The 22,524-nt window shown below is 62.7% G+C and carries 28 protein-coding genes; all 28 read right to left on the bottom strand.

What is annotated here, in order from left to right; genetic code table 11:
* Positions 1-3: 3 nt before the first annotated feature.
* Entirely contained in the window at positions 4-372 is a 369-nt protein-coding gene (gene rplN, locus E3O65_RS08640; RefSeq protein ID WP_104100960.1) for a 50S ribosomal protein L14, read from the bottom strand.
* Positions 373-405: 33 nt separating this feature from the next.
* A complete protein-coding gene (gene rpsQ, locus E3O65_RS08635; RefSeq protein ID WP_134363324.1) occupies positions 406-705 on the bottom strand; it encodes a 30S ribosomal protein S17 in 300 nt (99 codons plus the stop codon).
* 2 nt (positions 706-707) lie between these two features.
* The gene (gene rpmC, locus E3O65_RS17420) at positions 708-1,025 is read right to left on the bottom strand and encodes a 50S ribosomal protein L29 (protein WP_134363323.1); all 318 of its coding nucleotides are present in this window, start codon (positions 1,023-1,025) and stop codon (positions 708-710) included.
* Entirely contained in the window at positions 1,025-1,444 is a 420-nt protein-coding gene (gene rplP, locus E3O65_RS08625; protein WP_104100963.1) for a 50S ribosomal protein L16, read from the bottom strand. The genes rpmC and rplP overlap by 1 nt, the downstream gene beginning before the upstream one ends.
* Positions 1,445-1,446: 2 nt before the next feature.
* A complete protein-coding gene (gene rpsC / locus E3O65_RS08620) occupies positions 1,447-2,208 on the bottom strand; it encodes a 30S ribosomal protein S3 (protein ID WP_134363322.1) in 762 nt (253 codons plus the stop codon).
* The gene (gene rplV, locus E3O65_RS08615; protein ID WP_104100965.1) at positions 2,208-2,573 is read right to left on the bottom strand and encodes a 50S ribosomal protein L22; all 366 of its coding nucleotides are present in this window, start codon (positions 2,571-2,573) and stop codon (positions 2,208-2,210) included. The genes rpsC and rplV overlap by 1 nt, the downstream gene beginning before the upstream one ends.
* Before the next feature lie 26 nt (positions 2,574-2,599).
* Positions 2,600-2,881 (bottom strand): 30S ribosomal protein S19, encoded by a 282-nt coding sequence (rpsS, locus tag E3O65_RS08610; protein ID WP_104100966.1) that lies wholly within the window; start codon positions 2,879-2,881, stop codon positions 2,600-2,602.
* Positions 2,882-2,890: 9 nt separating this feature from the next.
* Positions 2,891-3,730 (bottom strand): 50S ribosomal protein L2, encoded by an 840-nt coding sequence (gene rplB, locus E3O65_RS08605; RefSeq protein ID WP_104100967.1) that lies wholly within the window; start codon positions 3,728-3,730, stop codon positions 2,891-2,893.
* Between the two features lie 25 nt (positions 3,731-3,755).
* Entirely contained in the window at positions 3,756-4,058 is a 303-nt protein-coding gene (gene rplW / locus E3O65_RS08600) for a 50S ribosomal protein L23 (protein WP_104100968.1), read from the bottom strand.
* Positions 4,058-4,708: a 50S ribosomal protein L4 gene (gene rplD / locus E3O65_RS08595; protein WP_134363321.1), complete on the bottom strand. Its 651-nt coding sequence runs from the start codon at positions 4,706-4,708 to the stop codon at positions 4,058-4,060. The genes rplW and rplD overlap by 1 nt, the downstream gene beginning before the upstream one ends.
* Before the next feature lie 4 nt (positions 4,709-4,712).
* Positions 4,713-5,372: a 50S ribosomal protein L3 gene (rplC, locus tag E3O65_RS08590; RefSeq protein ID WP_134363320.1), complete on the bottom strand. Its 660-nt coding sequence runs from the start codon at positions 5,370-5,372 to the stop codon at positions 4,713-4,715.
* Positions 5,373-5,380: 8 nt separating this feature from the next.
* Positions 5,381-5,689 carry a 30S ribosomal protein S10 gene (gene rpsJ, locus E3O65_RS08585; protein ID WP_035834607.1) on the bottom strand — a complete coding sequence of 103 codons (309 nt, stop codon included), beginning with the start codon at positions 5,687-5,689 and terminating at the stop codon, positions 5,381-5,383.
* Positions 5,690-6,210: 521 nt separating this feature from the next.
* Positions 6,211-7,191 carry a hypothetical protein gene (locus tag E3O65_RS08580; protein WP_134363319.1) on the bottom strand — a complete coding sequence of 327 codons (981 nt, stop codon included), beginning with the start codon at positions 7,189-7,191 and terminating at the stop codon, positions 6,211-6,213.
* 228 nt (positions 7,192-7,419) lie between these two features.
* On the bottom strand, positions 7,420-7,650 hold the full coding sequence (locus tag E3O65_RS08575) for an Rv0909 family putative TA system antitoxin (protein WP_241985812.1): 231 nt from the start codon (positions 7,648-7,650) through the stop codon (positions 7,420-7,422).
* Between the two features lie 204 nt (positions 7,651-7,854).
* On the bottom strand, positions 7,855-9,048 hold the full coding sequence (tuf, locus tag E3O65_RS08570) for an elongation factor Tu (RefSeq protein WP_134363317.1): 1,194 nt from the start codon (positions 9,046-9,048) through the stop codon (positions 7,855-7,857).
* 145 nt (positions 9,049-9,193) lie between these two features.
* Positions 9,194-11,308, bottom strand: a complete 2,115-nt coding sequence (fusA, locus tag E3O65_RS08565) for an elongation factor G (RefSeq protein WP_134363316.1) — start codon at positions 11,306-11,308, stop codon at positions 9,194-9,196.
* 105 nt (positions 11,309-11,413) lie between these two features.
* The gene (gene rpsG, locus E3O65_RS08560) at positions 11,414-11,884 is read right to left on the bottom strand and encodes a 30S ribosomal protein S7 (RefSeq protein WP_066597688.1); all 471 of its coding nucleotides are present in this window, start codon (positions 11,882-11,884) and stop codon (positions 11,414-11,416) included.
* Entirely contained in the window at positions 11,884-12,258 is a 375-nt protein-coding gene (rpsL, locus tag E3O65_RS08555; RefSeq protein ID WP_055811472.1) for a 30S ribosomal protein S12, read from the bottom strand. Before rpsL ends, rpsG begins: the two co-directional genes overlap by 1 nt.
* A gap of 320 nt (positions 12,259-12,578) precedes the next feature.
* The gene (locus E3O65_RS08550; RefSeq protein WP_134363315.1) at positions 12,579-13,232 is read right to left on the bottom strand and encodes a spermidine/putrescine ABC transporter substrate-binding protein; all 654 of its coding nucleotides are present in this window, start codon (positions 13,230-13,232) and stop codon (positions 12,579-12,581) included.
* Positions 13,233-13,291: 59 nt separating this feature from the next.
* Positions 13,292-13,801: a DUF6121 family protein gene (locus tag E3O65_RS08545; protein ID WP_134363314.1), complete on the bottom strand. Its 510-nt coding sequence runs from the start codon at positions 13,799-13,801 to the stop codon at positions 13,292-13,294.
* Between the two features lie 63 nt (positions 13,802-13,864).
* The gene (locus E3O65_RS08540) at positions 13,865-14,863 is read right to left on the bottom strand and encodes a hypothetical protein (RefSeq protein WP_134363313.1); all 999 of its coding nucleotides are present in this window, start codon (positions 14,861-14,863) and stop codon (positions 13,865-13,867) included.
* Positions 14,864-14,967: 104 nt separating this feature from the next.
* A complete protein-coding gene (locus E3O65_RS08535) occupies positions 14,968-15,663 on the bottom strand; it encodes a hypothetical protein (RefSeq protein ID WP_134363312.1) in 696 nt (231 codons plus the stop codon).
* A 2-nt stretch (positions 15,664-15,665) separates the two neighbouring features.
* Positions 15,666-16,331 (bottom strand): P-loop NTPase family protein, encoded by a 666-nt coding sequence (locus E3O65_RS08530; protein WP_134363311.1) that lies wholly within the window; start codon positions 16,329-16,331, stop codon positions 15,666-15,668.
* Positions 16,328-17,377, bottom strand: coding sequence for a type IV pilus assembly protein PilM (gene pilM / locus E3O65_RS08525; RefSeq protein WP_134363310.1), 1,050 nt, complete (start codon positions 17,375-17,377; stop codon positions 16,328-16,330). Before pilM ends, E3O65_RS08530 begins: the two co-directional genes overlap by 4 nt.
* Before the next feature lie 40 nt (positions 17,378-17,417).
* Positions 17,418-18,350: a prepilin peptidase gene (locus E3O65_RS08520; protein WP_338419178.1), complete on the bottom strand. Its 933-nt coding sequence runs from the start codon at positions 18,348-18,350 to the stop codon at positions 17,418-17,420.
* Positions 18,347-20,131: a hypothetical protein gene (locus tag E3O65_RS08515; protein ID WP_241988662.1), complete on the bottom strand. Its 1,785-nt coding sequence runs from the start codon at positions 20,129-20,131 to the stop codon at positions 18,347-18,349. The genes E3O65_RS08520 and E3O65_RS08515 overlap by 4 nt, the downstream gene beginning before the upstream one ends.
* A gap of 140 nt (positions 20,132-20,271) precedes the next feature.
* A complete protein-coding gene (locus tag E3O65_RS08510; RefSeq protein ID WP_134363309.1) occupies positions 20,272-20,976 on the bottom strand; it encodes a PilW family protein in 705 nt (234 codons plus the stop codon).
* A gap of 77 nt (positions 20,977-21,053) precedes the next feature.
* A complete protein-coding gene (locus E3O65_RS08505) occupies positions 21,054-22,517 on the bottom strand; it encodes a type IV pilus modification PilV family protein (protein WP_134363308.1) in 1,464 nt (487 codons plus the stop codon).
* Positions 22,518-22,524: the final 7 nt, after the last annotated feature.

Below are 22,524 nucleotides of genomic sequence, written 5' to 3'. Positions count from 1 at the left end.
GATTTAGATAACCTCCGGTGCCAGCGAGATGATCTTCATGAACTTCTTGTCGCGGAGCTCGCGACCGACCGGTCCGAAGATACGGGTGCCGCGGGGGTCACCTTCGTTCTTCAAAATCACTGCGGCGTTCTCATCGAACTTGATGTACGAACCGTCTGAACGACGGGTCTGCTTTTTGACGCGAACGACGACGGCCTTGACGACGTCGCCCTTCTTGACGTTTCCGCCCGGGATCGCATCCTTGACCGTGGCGACGATCGTGTCGCCGAGGCCTGCGTAGCGGCGACCGGAGCCGCCGAGCACGCGAATGGTCAACAGCTCCTTGGCACCCGTGTTGTCTGCGACCTTGAGTCGTGATTCTTGCTGAAGCACTTTTTATACCCTTCTATCAAGTAGGCGCGAGGCCTACTTGGCCTTCTCGAGGATCTCGACCAGGCGCCAGCGCTTGGAGGCGCTGAGCGGACGGGTCTCACTGATCAGGACCAGGTCGCCGATGCCGGCGATGTTCGCCTCGTCGTGAGCCTTCAGCTTGGACGTACGGCGGATGACCTTGCCGTACAGGGGGTGCTTCACGCGGTCTTCAACCTCGACAACGATGGTCTTGTCCATCTTGTCGCTGGTCACATAACCACGCAGCGTCTTGCGGTAGCCGCGAACGAGAGCTTCAGCCTCGACAGCGACGACCTTTTCGTCAGTCTTCGCCATGACTAGGCCTCCTTCGTCTCGACGGCGTCAGCCTCAACTGCAGGCTTGGCCTTCTTGGTCTTCTTCTCAGCCTTGGCCGGAGCCTCGACCGGTGCGGGAGTCGGGCGAATACCCAACTCGCGCTCACGGAGAACCGTGTAGATGCGAGCGATGTCGCGCTTGACCGCGCGGAGGCGGCCGTGGCTTTCGAGCTGGCCGGTGGCCGACTGGAAGCGAAGGTTGAAAAGTTCTTCCTTCGCCTTCTTCAGCTCATCGAACAACCGCTCGTTTTCAAAAGTGTCGAGCTCGACTGAGGCGAGCTCCTTGGATCCGATCGCCATTATGCGTCGCCCTCCTCGCGCTTGATGATGCGTGCCTTCAAGGGCAGTTTGTGAATTGCGCGGGTCAGCGCTTCCTTGGCAACGATGTCGGTGACACCGCTGAGTTCGAAAAGGACGCGACCCGGCTTGACGTTGGCAACCCACCACTCGACGGAACCCTTACCGGAACCCATGCGGGTTTCGGCCGGCTTCTTGGTGAGCGGGCGGTCTGGGTAGATGTTGATCCAGACCTTGCCGCCGCGCTTCATGTGACGGGTGATCGCGATACGAGCGGACTCGATCTGGCGGTTCGTCACATAGGCGGGCGTGAGCGCCTGGATGCCGTACTCACCGAACGACAGCTCGGTACCACCGGTTGCGTGACCGGTACGGCCCGGGTGGTGCTGCTTGCGGTGCTTGACTCTGCGTGGAATCAACATGGTTATGCCTCAACTCCTGCTGCAACCGGGGCCGCTGCCTCTGCGCGGGGCGCACGACGCGGTCGGTCGTCACGACGCTCGGGGCGGGACGACTTTGCGTTGGCCTGCTCGCGAGCGAGTTCCTTGTTGGTGATGTCGCCCTTGTAGATCCAGACCTTCACGCCGATGCGGCCGAAGGTGGTCTTGGCTTCGTAGAAGCCGTAGTCGATGTTCGCACGCAGGGTGTGCAGGGGCACACGGCCTTCGCGGTAGAACTCCGAACGGCTCATCTCGGCGCCACCAAGGCGACCGGACACCTGGATGCGAACACCCTTGGCGCCGGCGCGCTGGGCACCCTGCAGGCCCTTACGCATCGCGCGGCGGAAGGCCACTCGAGCGGAGAGCTGCTCGGCAATGCCCTGAGCGACGAGCTGAGCGTCCACCTCGGGGTTCTTCACCTCGAGGATGTTCAGCTGGATCTGCTTCGCGGTGAGCTTCTCGAGGTCGGAGCGGATGCGCTCGGCCTCCGCGCCGCGGCGACCGATCACGATGCCCGGACGGGCGGTGTGAATGTCGACGCGAACGCGGTCACGAGTGCGCTCGATCTCGATGCGGGAAACGCCGGCGCGGTCGAGGCTGGTGCTCAACAGGCGGCGGATCTTGACGTCTTCAGCGACGAAGTCGCTGTAACGCTGGCCAGGCTTCGTGCTGTCAGAGAACCAACGCGACACATGGTCGGTCGTGATTCCCAGACGGAAGCCATAGGGGTTTACTTTCTGACCCATTACTTCGTACCCTCCTCAGGAGTGGCGAGCACAACCGTGATGTGGCTCGTGCGCTTCTTGATCTGGAATGCGCGACCCTGTGCGCGGGCCTGGAAACGCTTGAGGGTCGTACCCTCGTCAACGAACGCCTGACTGACGAACAGGTCCTGCTCGTCCAGGAAGGTGTTCGCTGCATCTGCCTTGACTCGGGCGTTGGCTATCGCCGAGGCGACCAGCTTGTATACCGGGTCGCTCGCGCCCTGCGGCGCGAACTTCAGAATTCCCAGGGCCTCGAAGGCCTGCTTGCCGCGGATCAGGTTGACAACGCGACGAGCCTTCTGGGGGGTAACGCGGATGTGACGCACGCGTGCGATCGACTCCACCATTTCTTATCCTCCTTCACGTCCCCGCGTTAGCGGCGACGGCCCTTCTTGTCGTCCTTCACGTGTCCACGGAAGGTGCGGGTGGGCGCGAACTCGCCGAGCTTGTGCCCGACCATGCTCTCGGTGACGAACACCGGGATGTGCTTGCGTCCGTCGTGCACGGCGATGGTGTGCCCGAGCATGCCGGGGATGATCATCGACCGGCGCGACCAGGTCTTGATTACGTTCTTGCTGCTGGCTTCGTTCGCCTTGACAACCTTGCGAAGCAGGTGGTCGTCAACGAACGGGCCTTTCTTGAGACTGCGTGGCATCGTCTACTCCTACTTACGCTTCTTGCCGACGGTACGGCGACGAACGATGAGCTTGTCGCTTTCCTTGTTCGGGTGGCGGGTACGCCCTTCTTTCTGGCCCCAAGGGCTGACGGGGTGACGTCCACCGGACGTCTTACCCTCACCACCACCGTGCGGGTGGTCGACCGGGTTCATGGCAACACCACGAACGGTCGGGCGAACGCCTTTCCAGCGCATACGACCGGCCTTGCCCCAGTTGATGTTCGACTGCTCGGCGTTGCCGACCTCGCCGATCGTGGCGCGGCAGCGGGCGTCGACGTTACGGATTTCTCCGGACGGCAGTCGCAGCTGGGCGTAGATGCCATCCTTCGCGACGAGACGAACAGACGATCCGGCGGAGCGGGCCATCTTGGCGCCACCGCCCGGACGCAGCTCGACCGCGTGAATGATGGTACCGGTCGGGATGTTCTTCAGCGGCAGGTTGTTGCCGGGCTTGATGTCAGCACCGGCGCCCGACTCTACGATGTCGCCCTGGTTCAGCTTGTTCGGGGCGATGATGTAGCGCTTGGAACCGTCCATGAAGTGCAGGAGCGCGATGCGCGCCGTACGGTTCGGGTCGTACTCGATGTGAGCGACCTTGGCGTTGACGCCGTCTTTGTCGTTACGACGGAAGTCGATTAGACGGTACTGACGCTTGTGTCCACCACCGATGTGACGCGTGGTGATGCGACCCTGGTTGTTGCGGCCACCGGTCTTGGACAGGGGGCGAAGCAGTGACTTCTCCGGCGTGGAGCGGGTGATCTCTGCGAAGTCTGCAACAGATGAACCGCGACGACCGGGAGTCGTGGGCTTGAACTTACGAATAGCCATTTCTTATTCCTCTAGTCCGCGCCGCTTAGCCGACGGCCGTGAAGATGTCAATGGAACCGGACTTGAGCGTGACGATGGCACGCTTGGTGTCCTTGCGCTTGCCCTGACCGAACTTCGTGCGACGCGTCTTGCCGATGCGGTTCATGGTGTTGATCGAAGCGACCTCTACCTTGAAGATCTTCTCAATCGCGAGCTTGATTTCGGTCTTGTTCGAGCGCGGGTCCACGATGAAGGTGTACTTGCCTTCGTCGATCAGGCCATAGCTCTTTTCAGAGACGACCGGAGCGATGATGACGTCGCGGGGATCCTTGTTGATCGGGGTAGCCATTATGCGGGCACCTCTTCCTTCTTGGTCTTGCTCGCCACGAACGCGTCGAAGGCGCCCTTGGTGAAGACGATGTCGTCGCTGACGAGCACGTCATAGGCATTCAGCTGGTCCCACGGCAGAACGTGCACCGTCGGCAGGTTGCGGATGCTGCGAAGCGTCAGTTCGTCGGTGCGCTCCAGAACAACCAGCACGTGCTTGCTGCTGGCGATCTGGCTGAGCAGCTCGATGGCGCCCTTGGTGCTGGGCGTCTCGGCGCTGAAAAGTGCGGTCACGACGTGAAGGCGGTCGCCACGGGCGCGGTCGGAAAGCGATCCGCGCAGTGCTGCCGCGATCATTTTCTTGGGGGTGCGCTGTTCGTAGTTACGCGGGGTCGGTCCGTGGACGATGCCACCACCGGTCATCTGAGGGGCGCGGATCGAGCCCTGACGAGCGCGACCGGTGCCCTTCTGCTTGAACGGCTTGCGGCCGGAGCCGGAAACCTCGCCACGACGCTTGGTCTTGTGCGTACCCTGACGTGCGGCAGCGAGCTGCGCAACGACGACCTGGTGGATCAGCGGGACGTTGGTCTGAACGTCAAAGATTTCGGCGGGAAGCTCGACAGAGCCGGCCTTCTTACCCTTGGCGTCGATGAGATCGAGTGAGGTAGTCATAGGACTAGGCTCCCTTCACTGCATTGCGGACGAATACGAGGCGGCCCTTGGCACCGGGAACGGCACCCTTGACCAGCAGGAGGCCCTTCTCGGCGTCTACGGCGTGAACCTTGAGGTTCAGCACGGTGACGCGCTCGCCACCCATGCGACCGGCCATGCGCATGCCCTTGAAGACACGGCTCGGGGTCGAGGAAGCACCGATGGAACCGGGCTTGCGGTGGTTACGGTGGGAACCGTGCGAGGAGGAAACACCCTTGAAGTTGTGACGCTTCATGACACCGGCGAAGCCCTTACCTTTGCTGGTGCCCATGACGTCGACCTTGGTACCGGCAGCGAAGACACCGTCAACGGTGAGTTCCTGGCCCAGGGTGTAGTCAGCGGCATCCGCAGTGCGGAGCTCAGTGAGGTGACGGCGAGGCGTGACGCCTGCCTTTTCGAAGTGTCCGGCGGAAGGCTTGTTGACCTTGCGCGGGTCGATGGCCCCAGCAGCGATCTGGACGCCGGCGTAGCCGTCGATGTCCTTGCTGCGGATCTGGGTGACAACGTTGGGCGAGATCTCGATGACGGTGACGGGAACGAGCTTGTTGTTCTCGTCCCAGACCTGCGTCATGCCGAGCTTCTTGCCGAGGAGACCCTTGGTGGTCTTGGTATCTGCGTAAGACATCGCGGGCCCTAGAGCTTGATCTCGATGTTGACGTCGGCCGGCAGGTCGAGACGCATAAGCGAGTCGACGGCCTTCGGGGTCGGGTCAATGATGTCGATCAGACGCTTGTGGGTGCGCATTTCAAAGTGCTCCCGGCTGTCCTTGTACTTGTGAGGCGAACGGATGACACACACCACGTTCTTCTCGGTCGGAAGCGGCACGGGACCGACGACAGTTGCACCCGCGCGGGTCACTGTGTCGACGATCTTGCGCGCCGAGATGTCGATGACCTCGTGGTCATACGACTTAAGTCGAATGCGGATTTTCTGTCCCGCCATGTCGAACTCGCTTTCTTGTCAAGGCTTCGTACATCCCGAGGGCTGCATTGGACGCCGTAGTAGCACTGCTGCTGTCGCACCACTGTTCATCTGTCAATTTCGGCCGGCCCGCGGAGCGGTCCTGCCGAGCCAACCCGCTGCTCCACACTCGCGCATGGGGGAAGGCATGGATTTACCCAGCATTCCCGGCTGTTGGTTTGAGCTATGTCCTGCTACCCGCGGCCTAACTGTGCACCTGGCGCTTTTCACGGCGAACGGCACAAGCTATGCACTGCCTGGCAGTGATCCCGACACCGCGTGCAGCGCGGCAGTCGAAAGTGTTGAACTAGAAGAGTCTGCCACAGGGTCGGGTCATTGTGCAACCCGGGCGTGTCGCGTGCGGCGTGTCGGCACATCCGCGTCGTTCCGGGCCTTGGCTGCCGGCACCCCGGGCGCGTCGCCTCGCCCGGTCAGGCCTCGCGCGGGTGCTGCGCCACTCCGCGCGTGGCATGCCACCCGCGCACCGGCGCACCTCGCGCGCCTTACCTCAATTGCAGTCGTGGGCGCCCGATTGACAGCCCCAACTGCAGCAACCGGGTGCGCAACCGGCCCTGGCTCATACCGACACGGAAGTCCCAGCGAGTGAACCCGTGCACCTGTCGACGCACGCCATCCTCCCGACGTTTTTCGTCGTAGATCGCATCGGCGGTGGTGCGGCCATCGAGCATCACCGGGTCGAAGTACTTCCGCTTCCCGTCGGCCTCCCCCACCGAGTCCTCGTCAACCCAGTAGAAGTCGGTGAACACTGTTGTGCCGTCGACGACGAACGGATGCTGCAGCTCCGGTTCGGGGAATCCATTCAGCGCGACGTTGACGCGACTGCCGGACTCGTTCGGAGAACCCGACAGTGTCGACGCGAAATCGATCACGGCGCGCGCCCGCACGGACCCCCGGAAAGGCAACATCCGTTCCCAGGTGTCGATGAGTCGGGTCCTGGTTGTCAGGGGACCAATCACGCCCATGCGATCCACCGCAATGGCGCGGTCGGCCATAGCCACCGCGGATTTCAGGTCGAGAGTGGCGGCGACGTCGACGACCGTGCGTTCGATGCTGGTAACCAGGAGCCCGTCCTCGACGGCGGTATCGCGCAGGATGAGCCCGGTCGCGTGCTTACGGATCCCCGGGGTCGAGCGCCCACCGCGGGTGCGTTCGGTGAGGAAGTGAACCTCGGGGGGCCAGCCGAACAGTGCCGGGAGACCCCAGAGAACAGCCGCGGATTGGTGGGAGATCACGAGCTCCGTCTGCCGAGTGTCGGCCGCCCCGCGCACTCGGAGCGCGTACCGCTGGTCCGAGTTCAGCGCTGCCCACGCGGTGGCATCGATGTACTGGCCGCGAGCCAACCGGTGCAGTTCGCCCCTAGCCGCGTGCCGACGCAGCCGCAGATCGGTATCGAAGGCCCTGCGAAAGTCACCCGCGAGAAGGAGACCGGTGGGTGGGATGTTGTCGTCAGGAGAGTTGGGCATCCACTGACTGTGGATTGACGCGGGCCTGAGGCCCGACCGATCGCCGCAGTCTGTGCACTCTTTTCCGACTGGGCCTCCTGTGGAGAACAGGCCACGGCCCACTCCGCGGAAGGCGCGCCGCTGCGCGGGTGGCATGCCACAAGCGAACCGGCGCTAGACCCGCGCCGCGCGGCCCCACCCCGATTCGACCTCGACCAGCTCGATCACCGGCGGGAGTTCGACCAGAGTCTAGCGGGCGTCTGGCCCAGTCCCTCGAGCATCGCGGTCGGTCGGACCGTCGCCGCGACCGAGGTGTTTGTCCGCCGCGTCTCGGGCATTCTGCACTTTTTCGGCGTGCTTGTTGCCGGTGACCTTGTTCGCGGCGGCGGCTCCTCCGTCGAGAATCTTGTCCGCGAGCTTTTCGCCCTTCTCCGTTTTGAGAAAGTCTTGCGCCTTGCGGCTGATGTCGTTGAAGTTCACGAAGTTCTCCGATCTGGGACGATTGGGTTGCGTGACAAGGCTAGTTCCCGATGGTTGGGAATCACCTGCGCGCGGGAGCAACGTGGGCGGTGATGTTCCGCCCACGGACGGGTACTGGGGCATGAAAAAAGGGCCGGTCCCGAAGGACCGACCCCTTGATCTCGACCGGTTCGATCACCGAGGTGACTGAGCCGGTGAAAGGAACTACTTGATGATCTTGGTCACCGTTCCGGCGCCGACGGTGCGGCCACCTTCACGAATGGCGAAGCCGAGGCCCTCTTCCATGGCGATCGGCTGGATCAGCGCGACGTTCATGTCGGTGGTGTCGCCGGGCATGACCATCTCGGTGCCCTCAGGCAGCGTGATGACGCCGGTGACGTCCGTGGTGCGGAAGTAGAACTGCGGGCGGTAGTTCGCGTAGAACGGGTTGTGACGCCCACCCTCATCCTTTGACAGGATGTACGCGGTGCCCTCGAAGTCGGTGTGCGGCGTGACCGAACCCGGCTTGACGACAACCTGGCCGCGCTCGACGTCTTCGCGCTTGGTGCCACGAAGAAGAAGACCACAGTTCTCGCCGGCCCAAGCCTCGTCGAGCTGCTTGTGGAACATCTCGATACCAGTGACCGTGGTCTTGATGGTCGGGCGGATGCCGACAACCTCGACCTCGGAGTTGATCTTGAGGGTTCCACGCTCGGCGCGGCCGGTGACGACGGTTCCACGACCGGTGATCGTGAAGACGTCCTCGATCGGCATCAGGAAGGGCTTGTCCTTGTCGCGGACGGGCTCCGGGAAGTAGTCGTCGACAGCCTTCATGAGCTCAAGGATGTTGCCGACCCACTTCTCGTCGCCTTCCAGCGCCTTGAGTGCGGAGACGCGCACGACGGGAGCGTTGTCGCCGTCGAAGCCCTGGGCGGTGAGGAGCTCGCGAACCTCGAGCTCAACGAGCTCAAGGATCTCTTCGTCATCAACCATGTCGGACTTGTTCAGTGCGACGAGCAGGGACGGCACGCCGACCTGCTTCGCGAGCAGAACGTGCTCACGGGTCTGAGCCATCGGGCCGTCAGTAGCGGCAACCACGAGGATCGCGCCGTCCATCTGAGCAGCACCGGTGATCATGTTCTTGATGTAGTCAGCGTGGCCCGGTGCGTCAACGTGCGCATAGTGACGCTTTTCGGTCTCGTACTCAACGTGCGAGATGTTGATCGTGATACCGCGCTGGCGTTCTTCCGGAGCAGAGTCGATCGACGCGAAGTCGCGCTGAACGTTCGTCTTGGACGGGTACGTGTCGGCGAGGACCTTGGAGATCGCTGCAGTCAGCGTGGTCTTTCCGTGGTCAACGTGACCGATCGTTCCGATGTTTACGTGCGGCTTGGTCCGCTCGAACTTGGCCTTGGCCACTGTGGGTCCTCCTCAGGACTCATGGCTCCATCGACCGCTGGTTTGCGGACGGTGAAACTGCTGGATTTGTGTACTTATGCTACTCGGGCCGGGAGGCCGAAGCGATTTGGGCCCGAAGGCCCGTAAGAGACCGGAAGGCTTTAGGCTACTCGCCCTTGTTCTTCTGGATGATCTCTTCGGCTACAGCCCTGGGGACCTCCGCATAGCTCTCGAAGGTCATCGAGTACACCGCGCGGCCAGAGGTCTTCGACCTCAGGTCACCGATGTATCCGAACATCTCCGACAGCGGAACGTTGGCGCGAATTACCTTCACGCCCTGAGCGTCCTCCATGGTCTGGATCTGTCCACGACGCGAGTTGAGGTCACCGATGACGTCGCCCATGTATTCCTCAGGGGTACGCACCTCGACGGCCATCAGCGGCTCGAGCAGAACAGGGTCAGCCTTACGAACAGCTTCCTTGAAGCCCATCGAACCGGCAATCTTGAACGCCATCTCCGAGGAGTCGACGTCGTGTGCGGCACCGTCAAGCAGGCTTGCCTTGACGCCCACCATCGGGTAACCGGCCAGGACGCCGACGTGCAGCGCATCCTGGATTCCTGCATCCACCGAGGGGATGTATTCCCGGGGGATGCGGCCACCCGTGACCTTGTTGACGAACTCGTAGCTCTTCTCGGCAGTGATCTCGAGCGGCTCGATCGCGATCTGGATCTTCGCGAACTGCCCGGATCCACCGGTCTGCTTCTTGTGCGTGTAGTCGTGACGCTCGACCGCCCTGCGGATGGTCTCGCGGTATGCGACCTGGGGCTTGCCGACGTTGGCTTCGACGTTGAATTCACGCCGCATCCGGTCGACCAGAATGTCCAGGTGCAGTTCGCCCATTCCCTTGATGACCGTCTGACCAGTTTCCTGGTTCTGCTCGGTGCGGAAGGTCGGGTCCTCTTCGGCCAGCTTCTGGATCGCAAGACCCAGCTTCTCCTGGTCCTGCTTGGTCTTCGGCTCGATCGCGACCTCGATGACCGGGTCAGGGAACGTCATCGACTCGAGCACGACCTGCGCGTTCGGGTCGCACAGGGTGTCTCCTGTGGTGGTGTCCTTGAGGCCGATGACCGCGTAGATGTGACCGGCGGTCACGAAGGCCACCGGGTTCTCCTTGTTGGCGTGCATCTGGAAGATCTTGCCGATGCGCTCCTTCTTGCCCTTGGTCGAGTTGACGACCTGGGCGCCGGAGTCAAGGTGACCGGAGTACACGCGAACGTAGGTCAGGCGACCGAAGAACGGGTGCACGGCAACCTTGAACGCGAGGGCCGTGAACGGCTCCGTCGCGTCGGGGTGACGCATGATGACCTTTTCCTCATCGCGCGCGTCGTGGGCCTCGATGGCCGGCACGTCGAGCGGGGTGGGGAGGTAGTCGACGACGGCGTCGAGCATCGGCTGGACGCCGCGGTTCTTGAACGCGGAACCACAGAGGACCGGGTAGATCTCGCTGGCGACCGTGAGACCCCGAATCGCGTGCTTGATCTCGGACACGGTGAGCTCTTCGCCGGAGAAGTACTTCTCCATGAGGTCATCGTCGGTCTCGGCGACGGTCTCGAGGAGAAGCTTGCGGTATTCCGCGGCCTGCTCGATGAGGTCGGCGGGGATCTCTTCGATGGCGTACTTGGAGCCCATCTCGACGTCACCCTTGGAGTCGCCGCGCCAGGTCAGTGCACGCATTTCGACGAGGTCGACAACACCTTCGAAGGTGTTCTCGGCGCCGATGGGCAGCTGGATGACGAGCGGCTTCGCGCCGAGGCGCTTGACGATGGTGTCGACCGTGTAGAAGAAGTCAGCGCCGAGCTTGTCCATCTTGTTGACGAAGCAGATGCGGGGCACGTCGTACTTGTCGGCCTGGCGCCAGACGGTCTCGGACTGAGGCTCAACGCCCTCCTTGCCGTCGAACACTGCGACAGCGCCGTCGAGGACGCGGAGCGAACGCTCCACCTCAACGGTGAAGTCGACGTGACCGGGCGTGTCGATGATGTTGATCTGGTTTTCGGCCCAGAAACAGGTCGTCGCGGCAGACGTGATGGTGATGCCACGTTCCTGCTCCTGCGCCATCCAGTCCATGGTCGAGGCGCCGTCGTGCGTCTCGCCGATCTTGTGATTGACACCCGTGTAGTACAGGATGCGCTCAGTGACGGTGGTCTTGCCAGCATCAATGTGAGCCATGATGCCGATGTTGCGGACCTTACTCAGGTCGGTGAGCACGTCAAGTGCCACGGGGGTCCTCCGGAAGTTTGCTTATGGTGCTTGGGGCGAAACAGGGCATCCGGCATCCGGGCACGGCGAGATCTGATCTCGACAAGCCCGGACTCCGGAACGCTACTACCAGCGGTAGTGTGCGAAGGCCTTGTTCGCCTCGGCCATCTTGTGCGTGTCCTCGCGGCGCTTCACAGCGGCACCGAGGCCGTTGGATGCGTCGAGGATTTCATTCGTGAGACGCTCGGTCATCGTCTTCTCGCGACGAGCCTTGGCGTAGCTGGTCAACCAGCGCAGCGCCAGGGTGTTGGCGCGGTGCGGCTTGACCTCGACGGGCACCTGGTAGGTGGAACCACCGACGCGGCGCGAACGCACCTCGAGGGTCGGGCGCACGTTGTCGAGTGCCTTTTTCAGCGTGACGACGGCATCCGCACCGTTCTTGGCAACGACGCCTTCGAGTGCATCGTAAACGATGCGCTCGGCGAGGCCCTTTTTGCCGTCGAGAAGGATCTTGTTGACGAGCTGGGAAACGATGGGAGCGCCGTATACCGGGTCAGCGATAACGGGACGCTTGGGCGCTGGGCCTTTACGAGGCATTACTTCTTCTCCATCTTGGCGCCGTAGCGGCTACGAGCCTGCTTGCGGTTCTTGACGGCCTGGGTGTCCAGCGCGCCGCGAACGATCTTGTATCGAACACCGGGGAGGTCCTTGACGCGACCACCGCGGACGAGCACCATCGAGTGCTCCTGCAGGTTGTGGCCCTCGCCGGGGATGTAGGCGGTGACCTCGGTGCCGTTCGAGAGCTTGACGCGGGCTACCTTGCGGAGCGCCGAGTTCGGCTTCTTCGGCGTGGTCGTGTAAACACGGGTGCACACGCCGCGCTGCTGGGGGTTGGACTTCAGGGCGGGCGCCTTGGTCTTGGTGACCTTGGGGCTGCGGCCCTTTCGTACCAACTGCTGAATGGTGGGCACTAATTACTCCTTGTTATTGCTGCACGGTGACAGCTCATTGATGGTTAGCATTCGAATCGTTCCGTTTCCGGCCCGATCGAGTTCATCTGGACCCACCGACACACGGAATGAATCCCGCGGGCTGAGGTAGGTATGCCGTGGGGGCTGCTCGGAGAGCAAACCCTGTGTGAGTGCCACATCAGGGCGCCTAAGGTGCGGCACGACGAGATCGCGGTGGCATAACTCAAGCGCACGACAAAGCGCACACCTCGAAAGGATATCCCGGGGGTGACCGCTGGGTCAAATGGATGACGCTGGCCGAGGGTTCGTTCAGATGCTGTTCAAATACCCCGAGGCCAGAGCGGGGAGTCGAGTGCGGTGTCGAGGTCGGCGAGGAGGGCCAACACCCAGGGTTCGACGAATTCGGCGACGGCGACGCGCAGCCGTTCACTGTTCCGGGACAGTTCCAGGCAGACCCGGTTGCCGACCAGGGCCGCCTGGCGGTCGGCCAGTTTCACCTCGGCCCGGATGGCGGCCTTCTCCTCATCGGTCAGCGGCAGCGGTGCGGCGGGCAGGGTGACGGATGCCTCAGGTCGGGCGAGTTCGGCGAAGGTGAACAGGTAGGGGGCGTCAGGCAGGGCCGGCGGATCGAGGTCGAGGCCGGTGTAGGCCGGGTCGAGACCCTCGGCCGGGTGGTAGGCCGACGCGGCCTTGCGCTCCTGGTTCAGCCGGATCTCCCGGCTCAAGAGCGGCAAGTGCGTCTCGGTGAATTCGTCGACCTCGGCGTCGATCACGTGCTTCATGCGCATGGCGAGGGCGTGCTGCACGGCGTGCGGGACATCGGTGTTCAGGCCGGCGGCCGCGATGACCGGCGACCCGAAGCAGGTGCGGCACAGTCGGGTGCGGCCGCGGTGCGTGCCCGGGCGCCACCGGGGCAGCCAGACGAGCCAGTCGTCAACCTGTTGGCTGACCCGCGACTCGATGGAACCGTCCATGGACAATAAGGGTACTCGATCGAGCAGCTGCCCGGACGGTGAATTTCTGAGCCGGCGTCTCAGCCGTTGTCGCGTTCCCACGGCCATTGCGGCGGGCCGCGTTCGGGCATCCGTGAGGCCAGAACCAGCGAGTAGAGCAGGGTGACTATGAAGGCGAGGATGCCAGTGGTCACCGCGAATGGGCCCAGCAGAACCGAGGCCGCAAACCCGGCGCTGTCGCCCGGCAGCCCGGCGGTGTCGGCAGGCACCCCGGTGCCGAGGGCGTAGAGCACCCCGCCCACCAGGACGAAGACCGCGAGTGCGGCGAACCCGGCGCCCAGGGAGTATCCGACGGCGATCCGCTGGTTCTCCGGCCTGGTGCGCAACCCCAGCAGGAGCATCAGGATGAGCACCAGCACCACGGCGGCGGCGGTCATGACCGGGCCGACGAGAGGTCCGGCGTTCGGGTCACTGATGACATCCGTGTCAGCCAGCAGGCTGATCAGGCCGAAGGCTGCTACGAGAAGCGCGGCGAGGAGCACCGCGGCGAAGATGGCGACGACCGTCGCGTACTTCTGGTAGTCGCGCATCACTCCCCCTTGCTGGCGGGCCTGCCGGGGCCCGGCGCTCGGTGTGCGCCGGGCGTCGACCGACTAGTTGCTGCGGATGCCCTGCGGTCCGGCGGCGAGAACGCGGTCGTATTCGGCCTTGGCGGTTTCGTTACGGGTGGTGACGGCACGACCGTTGCGGGCGATCCAGGCACCAGCCCAGATCGGGACCTCACGGGCGACGACCGCGGCGGCGATGGCGCCCGGGTTCAGCCACTGCTGGCTGATGAAGCGCGCAGCCTGGTCGGGCGTGAAGTTCCACGCCTGCACGCTGAGAAGTGCGGCGCCGATATAAGAGAAGTAGACGGCCACGGCCACCAGGAAGCCGAAGAGCACGTAGGCCCACCAGCCGCCGCGGTTCACGATCAGCACCAGCAGGGCGAACGCGACGAAGAAGAAGATGACCGGTACATAGAAGATGGGCAGCACGATGAAGTCGGTGAACTTCGCTGCCGTGTCGGCGATGGACAGGCTGCCGATGCCGGACAGGGCGAACGCGACGAGGGCGTAGAGCACCGCGAAGATCATGGCGGAGAGCAACGCGATCACGACTCCGGGGCCGCGGTTGCTCTTGTAGCGCGGTGCGGCGGGCGCCTGGATGTAGATGGGCGGCTGCACCGTGGTGTTCGCGGGGGCGTAGGCCGGGGTCTCTGCGGCGTGAGTCTCTGCGGGCAGCGGTTCGAGACGTTCAGTCTCGCCCGTGGCGTTCACCGAAGCGGCGGGAACGTAAGCGGACGGGGCAGACTCGCGGGAGGCGACCGGCGCGGGCGCGGATGCCTCAGGGGCGTCATAGGAGATCGGCTCGCCGATGGGGACCCCAGGATGGGCCTGTTCGCCGGTGGGGAACTGATTGCCCGGGTGAGCGGACGCCGCCTGCTCCGTGGTCGCTGTTGTTGCGGCGCCGTCGCGGGCGTCGGCCTCGCGTCTGGCGGCGTCGGCATAGGGGTCTAGCCCGACGGGTCTGGTCTCGTGGCGTCCGTTGCTGGTTGCCGAGGCATCCTTACCGGAGTTCTTGTTGCCGTCGGTGGGCGTTGTGTCGCTCATGCTGCGCTCCTCACGGGCCTAGCGGCCGTTCTTCTCTGCAGCAACCTTAGCAACGCGGGCTCGCCGCGCCGGGCAAGCACGGCCCGGAGTCTGGTGGTGGCGGGCTACTGCGCAGCGGTCGTTGCTGGAGCGGCGGATGCCGGCGGCACCAGCACGTAGACGAGACCGGTGATGGTGGCGGTGACGTCGACGGACTCAGCCTCTTTCGACGTTGAGATCCCGGAGACCAAGAACAAGCGTGATCCCGTCTGGAGCCCACTCACAAAGTTAAGAGCGTTGGCGTAGCTGCCCGAAACCGTGATGCTAACCGCTAGAGATGCAAAATTATCTACTGTAATCTGAGGATTCGTCACCGGAGGAACGCCTGCAGTCGGTGCGGGCGCTGCGCTAGTGGTCGGCTCGGGCGTGGCATCTTGAGTGGTTTCGGTTGCGGCCTCGACCGGTGCAACCACCGGTGCGTAGGGCACGGCGTCAGCAACCGTGATACCGGTCAGAGTCACCTGGGATGCGCTTGCGAGAGCATCGAGCTGATTGACGAAGGCCGGGATGTCGGTCCCGTTCGGTACAGAATCACTTAGCGGCGCCAAGTCTGCCTTCAGCTTGTCAATGCCGGCGAAATCTTCTTTTAACTGCACCAGCACTGCGGCCTGACCGGCGTTCGAGGCTTGCACGCTGATGCGCTGATCATTCGCGGCAGAGGTTGCTGCGAGCTGAGGCTGAATTCCTAGCAACACGCCGAGCATGAGAACCAACACCATGACCAGCACGGAGGAGATCGTCCACAGTCTGTTCTTGTTCACGGCTATTTCCCTTCGGTGATGAAACGCTCGGCAAACGCGGCATCGTTCACATGCATGGTGATCGTCGCCGTATAGATCCCCGTTGTCTCATCCAAGGCCACCGAGCCCGGAAGGGCATCTGCAAACCCAGGCAAAGTAGCGAGCGAGGTGAGCCAGTCGGGCACGTCGGGAAGCACAGTACTGGTGGCCGTGAACCCCACGGTCGCGACGCGCGGTCCCTGGAGCGGGGCGGTGGGTTGCGCGTATATGGCAAGCGGCGTGGCCGAGTCCACCGCAACCGTCTCGATGGTCACGCTTGCGGGGAGAATGGCCTGAACCCCCTCGAGATACTTCTTCCAATCGATTTCGGTGGACACTCCGACCTGCTGAGCAGCCTTGACCTTGTCGACGTCACCCTGAACTTCGCGCACTTCCACATACTTCGACTGTTCGGCAACGAGGCCGGGAGTGAGCGACTGCTCGTAGGCGAGCTGCTGCTGGGCCTGCATAGCAAGGGCAGTCGCAGCGCCGGCCGATACGAGCATGATCGCCACCACTCCGATGACACCGAGGCCCAGGTGGCGGCGCACGACCTTCGCCGCACGTTCCTGGTGAACCTCCGGCGGGAGCAGGTCAACGCGCGGTTCCCCGCCGATGAGTAGCTCGTCATTCTTGCCTAACCGACTCATGCGGCACGCCCCAGTGCTAGACCGAGTGCCACGGTGAAAGTTGACGCGTTGGATCGGAGTTCCTCAGCGTTAATCCCCTTGGCAAGAGCCACCGTGGAGAACGGGTCTCCGACTTCAACCCTGAGCCTGGTCATGTCTGCCAGGTCCTCCGGCAGACCGTGCAACTGCGCTCCTCCGCCGCTCAGAACGATGCTGTGCACCGCTTCTGTCGGGCGGGTGTTGACGAAGTAATTGATAGTGTTCCGAAGGCTCATGAGCTGCTCACTGGCGGTCTTATAGATGATTTCCACCGCGCGTTTGTCTTCCGCGGCAACCGAGCCCGTCGCGAGCCCCAACCGGCGCTTGACCGCCTCGGCAGGCTCCCCTGTAGTTCCCAGTTCGTTGACCAACGCCTGAGAAATGTCGTCTCCGCCCGTGGCGATAATGCGCACAAACTGGGGAACACCGTCCGTTGCGATGACCACGCTTGTCGTACTCCCCCCGATGTCGACGAGGGCGACGGTGCCAGGGACTTTTGGGCGTGTGAGCAAGACGCGGCTGAGAGCGAAGGGAATCAAGTCGACATCGACCGTGGTGAGGCCGGCCATCTGGGTCGCATTCACGTTCGAGAGCACGGCTTGCTTCACAGCGGCAATCAACAGGCCACGAACCATCGGACCATTGTCACCTGCCGTCTCAGCAATCGGATAGAAGTCGAGCACCGCCTCTGCGACGGGCACGGGAAGCATTTCCTGAACCTCGAATGGCAGGGACTCCCGGATGCGCGCCAGTGACATCCTCGGAACGATCAAATCACGGGCGAGCACTCGTTGGTTTCCCATTCCGAGAACGACATTTCTGGACTTAAAGCCGCCCACAGACCAAAGGTGCTTCAACGCCGCGGCCACGGTGTTCGGTTCGACGACTTCGCCGCTGATGACTGCTCCGACCGACAACGGCACTTCGCAGTACCGTAAGAGAGTGGGCTTTGGCTTCCTTTGGCCTCCGACCTCCACGGCACGCAGCGAAGTGCTCCCGATGTCGATTCCTACAACACTCTCTGCCACGTGGGAGCTCCCTTACTGCTGTTTCTGATTTGTGTCATTGCTATGCCACTCCGAGGAGGGTCAAGTAACCGTCCCACACTGCAGCTCCGAAAAAGACTCCGACCCACGCGCCCACCAACATCCAGGGGCCAAAGGGAATGCCGCTCTTGCGATTTGCGCGCTTCGCGAGTAGCAGCCCGACAGCAAAAATCCCGCCAAGAAGAAACGCCGCGAAGGCCCCGACAACGAGTTGCCCCCAGCCGAGGTAGCCAAGATAGAGCCCGAGGACTCCCGCAAGTTTGACGTCGCCGAACCCCATTCCGCCCGGATAAGTGACGGCCATAACCAAATAGGCCGCCCAAAGCGCCGCCATTCCGATGGCCGCGCGCACCATGGAGTCAACATCTCCGCCGATCACCCCGGCAGCCCCCAGCAGCAGTCCACCCACAAGGTAGCTCGGCAGCACAATTGCGTCGGGCAACCGATGCGTATCGATGTCGATCAGGGCCAGCGCCACACTCACCGCTGCCAGGTACAGGAAGGCGACAAGCACGAGCACGCCCGCGGCAGTCGAGTCGGCACCGCTAACCGGATCGATATCGCCCGTAGTGCCGATTCTGGTGGTCAAGCTGAACCCGGTAGTTGAGCCGAAGCCTGTGGTCGAGCTTGTCGAGACCCAGCCCAACCCAGCAAACCAGGCGACGCCCGCGAAAAACATGGCGGTGCCCGCCTCGACCAGCGGATACCGCGCAGAGATGCGCGTCTTGCAATTCCGGCACTTGCCACGCAGCAGCAACCAGGACAAGACGGGAACATTGTCGAACGACTTAATTCTTGCTCTGCACCGCGGACACGCGCTAGGCGGAGAAACAATAGAAATGCCGGACGGCAGCCTGTAGACAATGACGTTGAGGAATGAGCCCGTTAACAGGCCCAAGACGCCAGCGCAGAGGCCCAGCAGCGGTACAAGACCTGGGATGGAACCGGTTGTCACGGTCCCGTGCTTCCATCGGGCTTGAATGCCGCGGCGACATCAGCGAACTGCGTCACGCCGTATGTCGTTGACGTCGGTGCGAGAAATTTCGGAGGCGCAGTGGTGAGTAGGCGCGTGTCATAAGTGTAAATCTTGTCGTAACCGTTGATTATGTCCGGACTGGGAACGGGGTTATTCAACCGAACTGGCCCTCGGAAAGTCTGCGCGATCGCCCCCATCACTCTCAGGTCGCCTCGGTCGCCCCCAGCATCAAAGTTTTGCACCTGGAACGTATGCCCGACAGCAAGAATCGCCGCCTGAATCAGTCGCTCACTGGGGGTCGCATCCGCCGGAGGCATCGCCGTGCAGGTGCGATAACTGATCGGGGCCACCAAACTCAAGGTGCCGGTGCAGGACCTGACCGGATTCCAGACCCATACCGTGTTCTGCGCCACGAGGCCAAGCACGTTGGTGGCCGCATCCTGGTAACTAAGGTCGCCGGTAATATACACGTTATTCTGGGCCGCGACGGTGACCGCGGAGTTGAGTACGCCCTTCACAAAGACATCACCGTTGGTGCACTTGTAGGCCGGGGATACTGTCGTCGACGACGGAGGCACGACCTCATTCGCAATGGGATAGCCATATGCATCTGGTGATGAGGGAGGCGATTGATATTTCCACCCGGACCCCGCACCAAGGCCGGTACAGGAGAAGTTCGTCGGAGGCGCGGCCGCCAGATTCCAGTAGTTCGGGTTGGTCGGCGATGTCTGCACGTTTTGAACGAAGATGAGATTCTCGTTGGGCACCGGAATCACCGCCCCTGCCGACGAGTTGAGGTCCGCAAGAGCACCGCACGCGGCCGGCAGCGGATTCGGGTTGGCGACGCTCGTGTTCAGGGTCGGCCTGGTCACCCTCGTCCAGGGTGAGACAACCCGCATCCTCCCGTCGGACGTGAACGTGATGGTTGTCGGTCCGGTATACATGCAACCGGGCCGAGGCACGGCCGCAGTGAGGTCATTTCTGGTCTCGTCGGCCATGCTGCCATTCGTGAGCGGGAGCGTTAGCACTCCACCCGCGACTGGTCCGGCAACCCCGACACCCCAGTCCGTGGCGGCACACCCTCCCCCGTTGGTGAAGAGCGGAGTGTTACTGGAGGACACCCTGCCGGAGAAAGTGGACTTGCAGACCTTGAGAGTGTCGTTGGAGTGCACCGGCCCGGTGAGAACGTCGGAGGATCCGAAGGCAATCTCGATACAGCCGGGGTTATGTCGCGAGCCGGAAACCACGGTCGTGGAGGCATGACTGGGAACACAACTAACCGTAGTCGTGGCCGGGTCCAGCAGCTCGTAATCCGTGAAGTATACGTAGTTGATGAACCCCTTTTGTTTGAGGTTGGCGATCACGCTTCGTGTCTGTGTTCCCACTCGGCCCGTCGAACGAATCCTGACCACGCCTTGCGCGGAGTAGTCAGAGTTGTCAACCTCATAGCGGAACGAAGCCCGAGCGGATGCGCCGGCGAGGCTCCCCCAGGTCCCACCGGCGCCGATGCCGAATGCCGCGTTCGCATTCGCGATGGCGGGGAGGCTGGTGGTCAGTGCGCTTCCCGAACTCAGGGTGAAGGCAGCAGCAGGATTGCCGTACTTCTGATAGGTGCTGTCATTCGAGAGCCGGCTTGCGTACTCGTCCACCCCGGCGTAGGCCGCGGACAACGCTGCGTTCCAGTTCTGGTCGCTTCGGGCCTTGATCAGCCCGCTTGTCGAGAAGCTGAGGGCGGTCGCGACCATCAGCAGCATCACCATCGCCAGGCCGATGACGGACACAAGCGCCATGCCCGATTCCTCGGCTTGCAGTCGGATTCGCGGTCGGCGATTCCTAGACCGGTCAATCATGAGGCTGCCTCCCTGGGCGAACTTTGTCGTTCGGTTTTCGCCATGCGCGGTCACGGGGTCTTGAGGTTCGGCGGAGCGACGATGCTCACCACGGCCAGGGCTCCGTCAGGGGAGCTCGCGGTGCCTGGGAGCCTCACGGCGATCTGAACGGATTTGATCAAATCAAGGTCCGATGCCGACAAGCCGCCAGTCGCCGGCAATGGAATCTCAACCCCGAGTGCGTCGTAGTAGGAGAAGAGTGGCGGATCGGTGGGCGTGAGGGGCAGCGTCATGGTCGCGAGGGGACCACCCAGGATCCGCGTCGAATTCGCCGGAGTCGAGGCGGCAGGCGACGCGGGTGACGCAGGCGGGGCAAAGATCCACGACGTCCCCGACGGGTGTGCAGTGGCGGTCCAGCGGCTCTCGACCAACTCACGATTCCCGGATGCAATCTCGAATCTCACCAGGGTGGGCTTCGGCGGCAGATAGGTCAGGTCTGCCGCCGCATTCACATCCACGCTGCTATAGAGCACGACTGCCTCCCTGCCGGCGAAGCGAAAGGCCGGGGCAGCAACAAGGGCGCCCGTGACCTTCAAGGTTGTAGCAGCCCGAATGACACGGCTCATCTCGTTGACAGCGTTGGAACCCGTTCGCGTTCTTTCATCAGTCGCTTGCGCGATGGAAACGGACTTGGACACACTGATGAAAAGTCCAGTCACCATGGAGAGCACGAGGCCTAGGAGCATCATGCTCACCAGGAGCTCGACCAGTGACATTCCGGTCTCATGACCCGCGCGCGCCCGAGCTTCAAAAAGCCCTAGGGACGGTCGGGTAAGGCACGCATTTCGCCGATTCATCGCGGGTCCAGGGCGAAGAGGCCACCGCTTGCCGCCATGGGCAATCCGGGGGTTACCAGCCAAAGCTTGCTCGGATTTGCAAAGAGAGTCGGACTGGAGTCCGTCGCACTTCCAGTGGTGTACAAACGCCAGGAGCCGAACGGGAGAGCAATGCGGTACCGGCTGCTTCCGCCGCCGGTCATGATTTGGCCGAACCTATAGGTCATCGTGGCGCCACACGATTGCTGGCCGGGAATGGGGGTATCGACTTGGGAGACGGCCGTTACCCATCTGTCTTCACTCTCGCGCTCGATGTCGACGATTCCCATTGGAATGTCAACACTCACCGTGCCGAGGGGAGCGAGGGCGACCGCGGGCAGTTTGAGCCTGCTGAGGGGAGGACTCACCCGGGTATCCGGGGCCCAGGATTCGGGATCAACCGACACACACGACGGCGTTGTGTCTCGGTAGGTCCCGGCCACCGCCTGATATCCCACTTCCCACGGGTGAAGTTTTACATTGGGGCCCGTGGCGAATTTTGGGAACACACCGTAGGAATTGCTGAAGGTCGCACTCATATCGGCGGGAATGATCGGCGATGGAGCCGGGGCCGGGGGCCGGTTCGACGCATAGTTCAGAGTGACCGTGGCTGCATCGTCGTATTTGAAAGCAAAAGAGGTGGAGGCTCCGATGGTCACCGGAAGTGTCTTCGCCGGAGTCGCGGACTGGGTGAAATCCACCATGCCAGGAGTATTTAGCGTAATAGTGTACGTTCCCGCGGGGACTTGGAGCAGAAAACTACAGCCGTCTTCGTCCGTTGGTCGAAGCGTGACGGCACCGAGCGATGGCGAGATGGTGAACGTGACGTTTTCCTTGCCGCGATCCTTGGCGTCGACGACCGAGAGCAGGATCGTTCCTTTGGTGGGGTCGTTGATCCTGGTCGTCGGGGCCAGTAACGTGTCGGTGATGACGGGATCGGTAGTCGAACGCATTCCCTGCCATGAGACAGAGACCGTGACGAGCTTGTACTGCAGGGCCCCGCCACCGGTACCGCAGGTGGCGGCCAACCCAGAAGGCGTTACCCAAGCCGTGGTCCGCTTGACGGTGTAGATCCCACCCGTGGGATTGCTCACGGTGCGAGCTGGTGCGTTGAAAACTTTGAACGGGTCGCCGTTCGCGCGCACCAGGTCGATCTCCGAGGCGGCCAGGCTTGAGGCTACCTCCCGGGCCTTGTTGTCGTGCGAGATGGTGAGGGTCGCAAGGAGGGCCGCACCGACTCCGACAGCAATTATCGCGAAGATCATCATGGCGACCAATATCTCGATGATGGTAAGGCCGCGACTGTTTGCTTCACGTGAGCACATTTGACCACGAAAGGCTTTCACGGTGCACCTCCCTTTCATCCGGATTCGGCTCGGTGTTTCGCTGGCATGTTCCGGTGGGACGAAGAAATGTGGGGCTCCGCTCGTGCGAAGCCCCACATGAGTT

Source organism: Cryobacterium breve, assembly GCF_004402375.1.
Classification (GTDB): domain Bacteria; phylum Actinomycetota; class Actinomycetes; order Actinomycetales; family Microbacteriaceae; genus Cryobacterium; species Cryobacterium breve.
This window is presented reverse-complemented; position numbering and strand designations above follow the sequence as displayed.

Bases quoted from the DNA above. Each gene is read 5' to 3' on its own strand.
- rpsQ (WP_134363324.1), bottom strand. From the start codon at position 705: ATGGCGAAGACTGACGAAAAGGTCGTCGCTGTCGAGGCTGAAGCTCTC.
- rpmC (WP_134363323.1), bottom strand. From the start codon at position 1,025: ATGGCGATCGGATCCAAGGAGCTCGCCTCAGTCGAGCTCGACACTTTT.
- rplP (WP_104100963.1), bottom strand. From the start codon at position 1,444: ATGTTGATTCCACGCAGAGTCAAGCACCGCAAGCAGCACCACCCGGGC.
- rpsC (WP_134363322.1), bottom strand. From the start codon at position 2,208: ATGGGTCAGAAAGTAAACCCCTATGGCTTCCGTCTGGGAATCACGACC.
- rplV (WP_104100965.1), bottom strand. From the start codon at position 2,573: ATGGTGGAGTCGATCGCACGCGTGCGTCACATCCGCGTTACCCCCCAG.
- rpsS (WP_104100966.1), bottom strand. From the start codon at position 2,881: ATGCCACGCAGTCTCAAGAAAGGCCCGTTCGTTGACGACCACCTGCTT.
- rplB (WP_104100967.1), bottom strand. From the start codon at position 3,730: ATGGCTATTCGTAAGTTCAAGCCCACGACTCCCGGTCGTCGCGGTTCA.
- rplW (WP_104100968.1), bottom strand. From the start codon at position 4,058: ATGGCTACCCCGATCAACAAGGATCCCCGCGACGTCATCATCGCTCCG.
- rplD (WP_134363321.1), bottom strand. From the start codon at position 4,708: ATGACTACCTCACTCGATCTCATCGACGCCAAGGGTAAGAAGGCCGGC.
- rplC (WP_134363320.1), bottom strand. From the start codon at position 5,372: ATGTCTTACGCAGATACCAAGACCACCAAGGGTCTCCTCGGCAAGAAG.
- rpsJ (WP_035834607.1), bottom strand. From the start codon at position 5,689: ATGGCGGGACAGAAAATCCGCATTCGACTTAAGTCGTATGACCACGAG.
- E3O65_RS08580 (WP_134363319.1), bottom strand. From the start codon at position 7,191: ATGCCCAACTCTCCTGACGACAACATCCCACCCACCGGTCTCCTTCTC.
- rpsG (WP_066597688.1), bottom strand. From the start codon at position 11,884: ATGCCTCGTAAAGGCCCAGCGCCCAAGCGTCCCGTTATCGCTGACCCG.
- E3O65_RS08550 (WP_134363315.1), bottom strand. From the start codon at position 13,232: ATGGACGGTTCCATCGAGTCGCGGGTCAGCCAACAGGTTGACGACTGG.
- E3O65_RS08545 (WP_134363314.1), bottom strand. From the start codon at position 13,801: ATGCGCGACTACCAGAAGTACGCGACGGTCGTCGCCATCTTCGCCGCG.
- E3O65_RS08540 (WP_134363313.1), bottom strand. From the start codon at position 14,863: ATGAGCGACACAACGCCCACCGACGGCAACAAGAACTCCGGTAAGGAT.
- E3O65_RS08530 (WP_134363311.1), bottom strand. From the start codon at position 16,331: ATGAGTCGGTTAGGCAAGAATGACGAGCTACTCATCGGCGGGGAACCG.
- E3O65_RS08515 (WP_241988662.1), bottom strand. From the start codon at position 20,131: ATGGTGATGCTGCTGATGGTCGCGACCGCCCTCAGCTTCTCGACAAGC.
- E3O65_RS08510 (WP_134363309.1), bottom strand. From the start codon at position 20,976: ATGTCACTGGTCGAGCTCCTGGTGAGCATGATGCTCCTAGGCCTCGTG.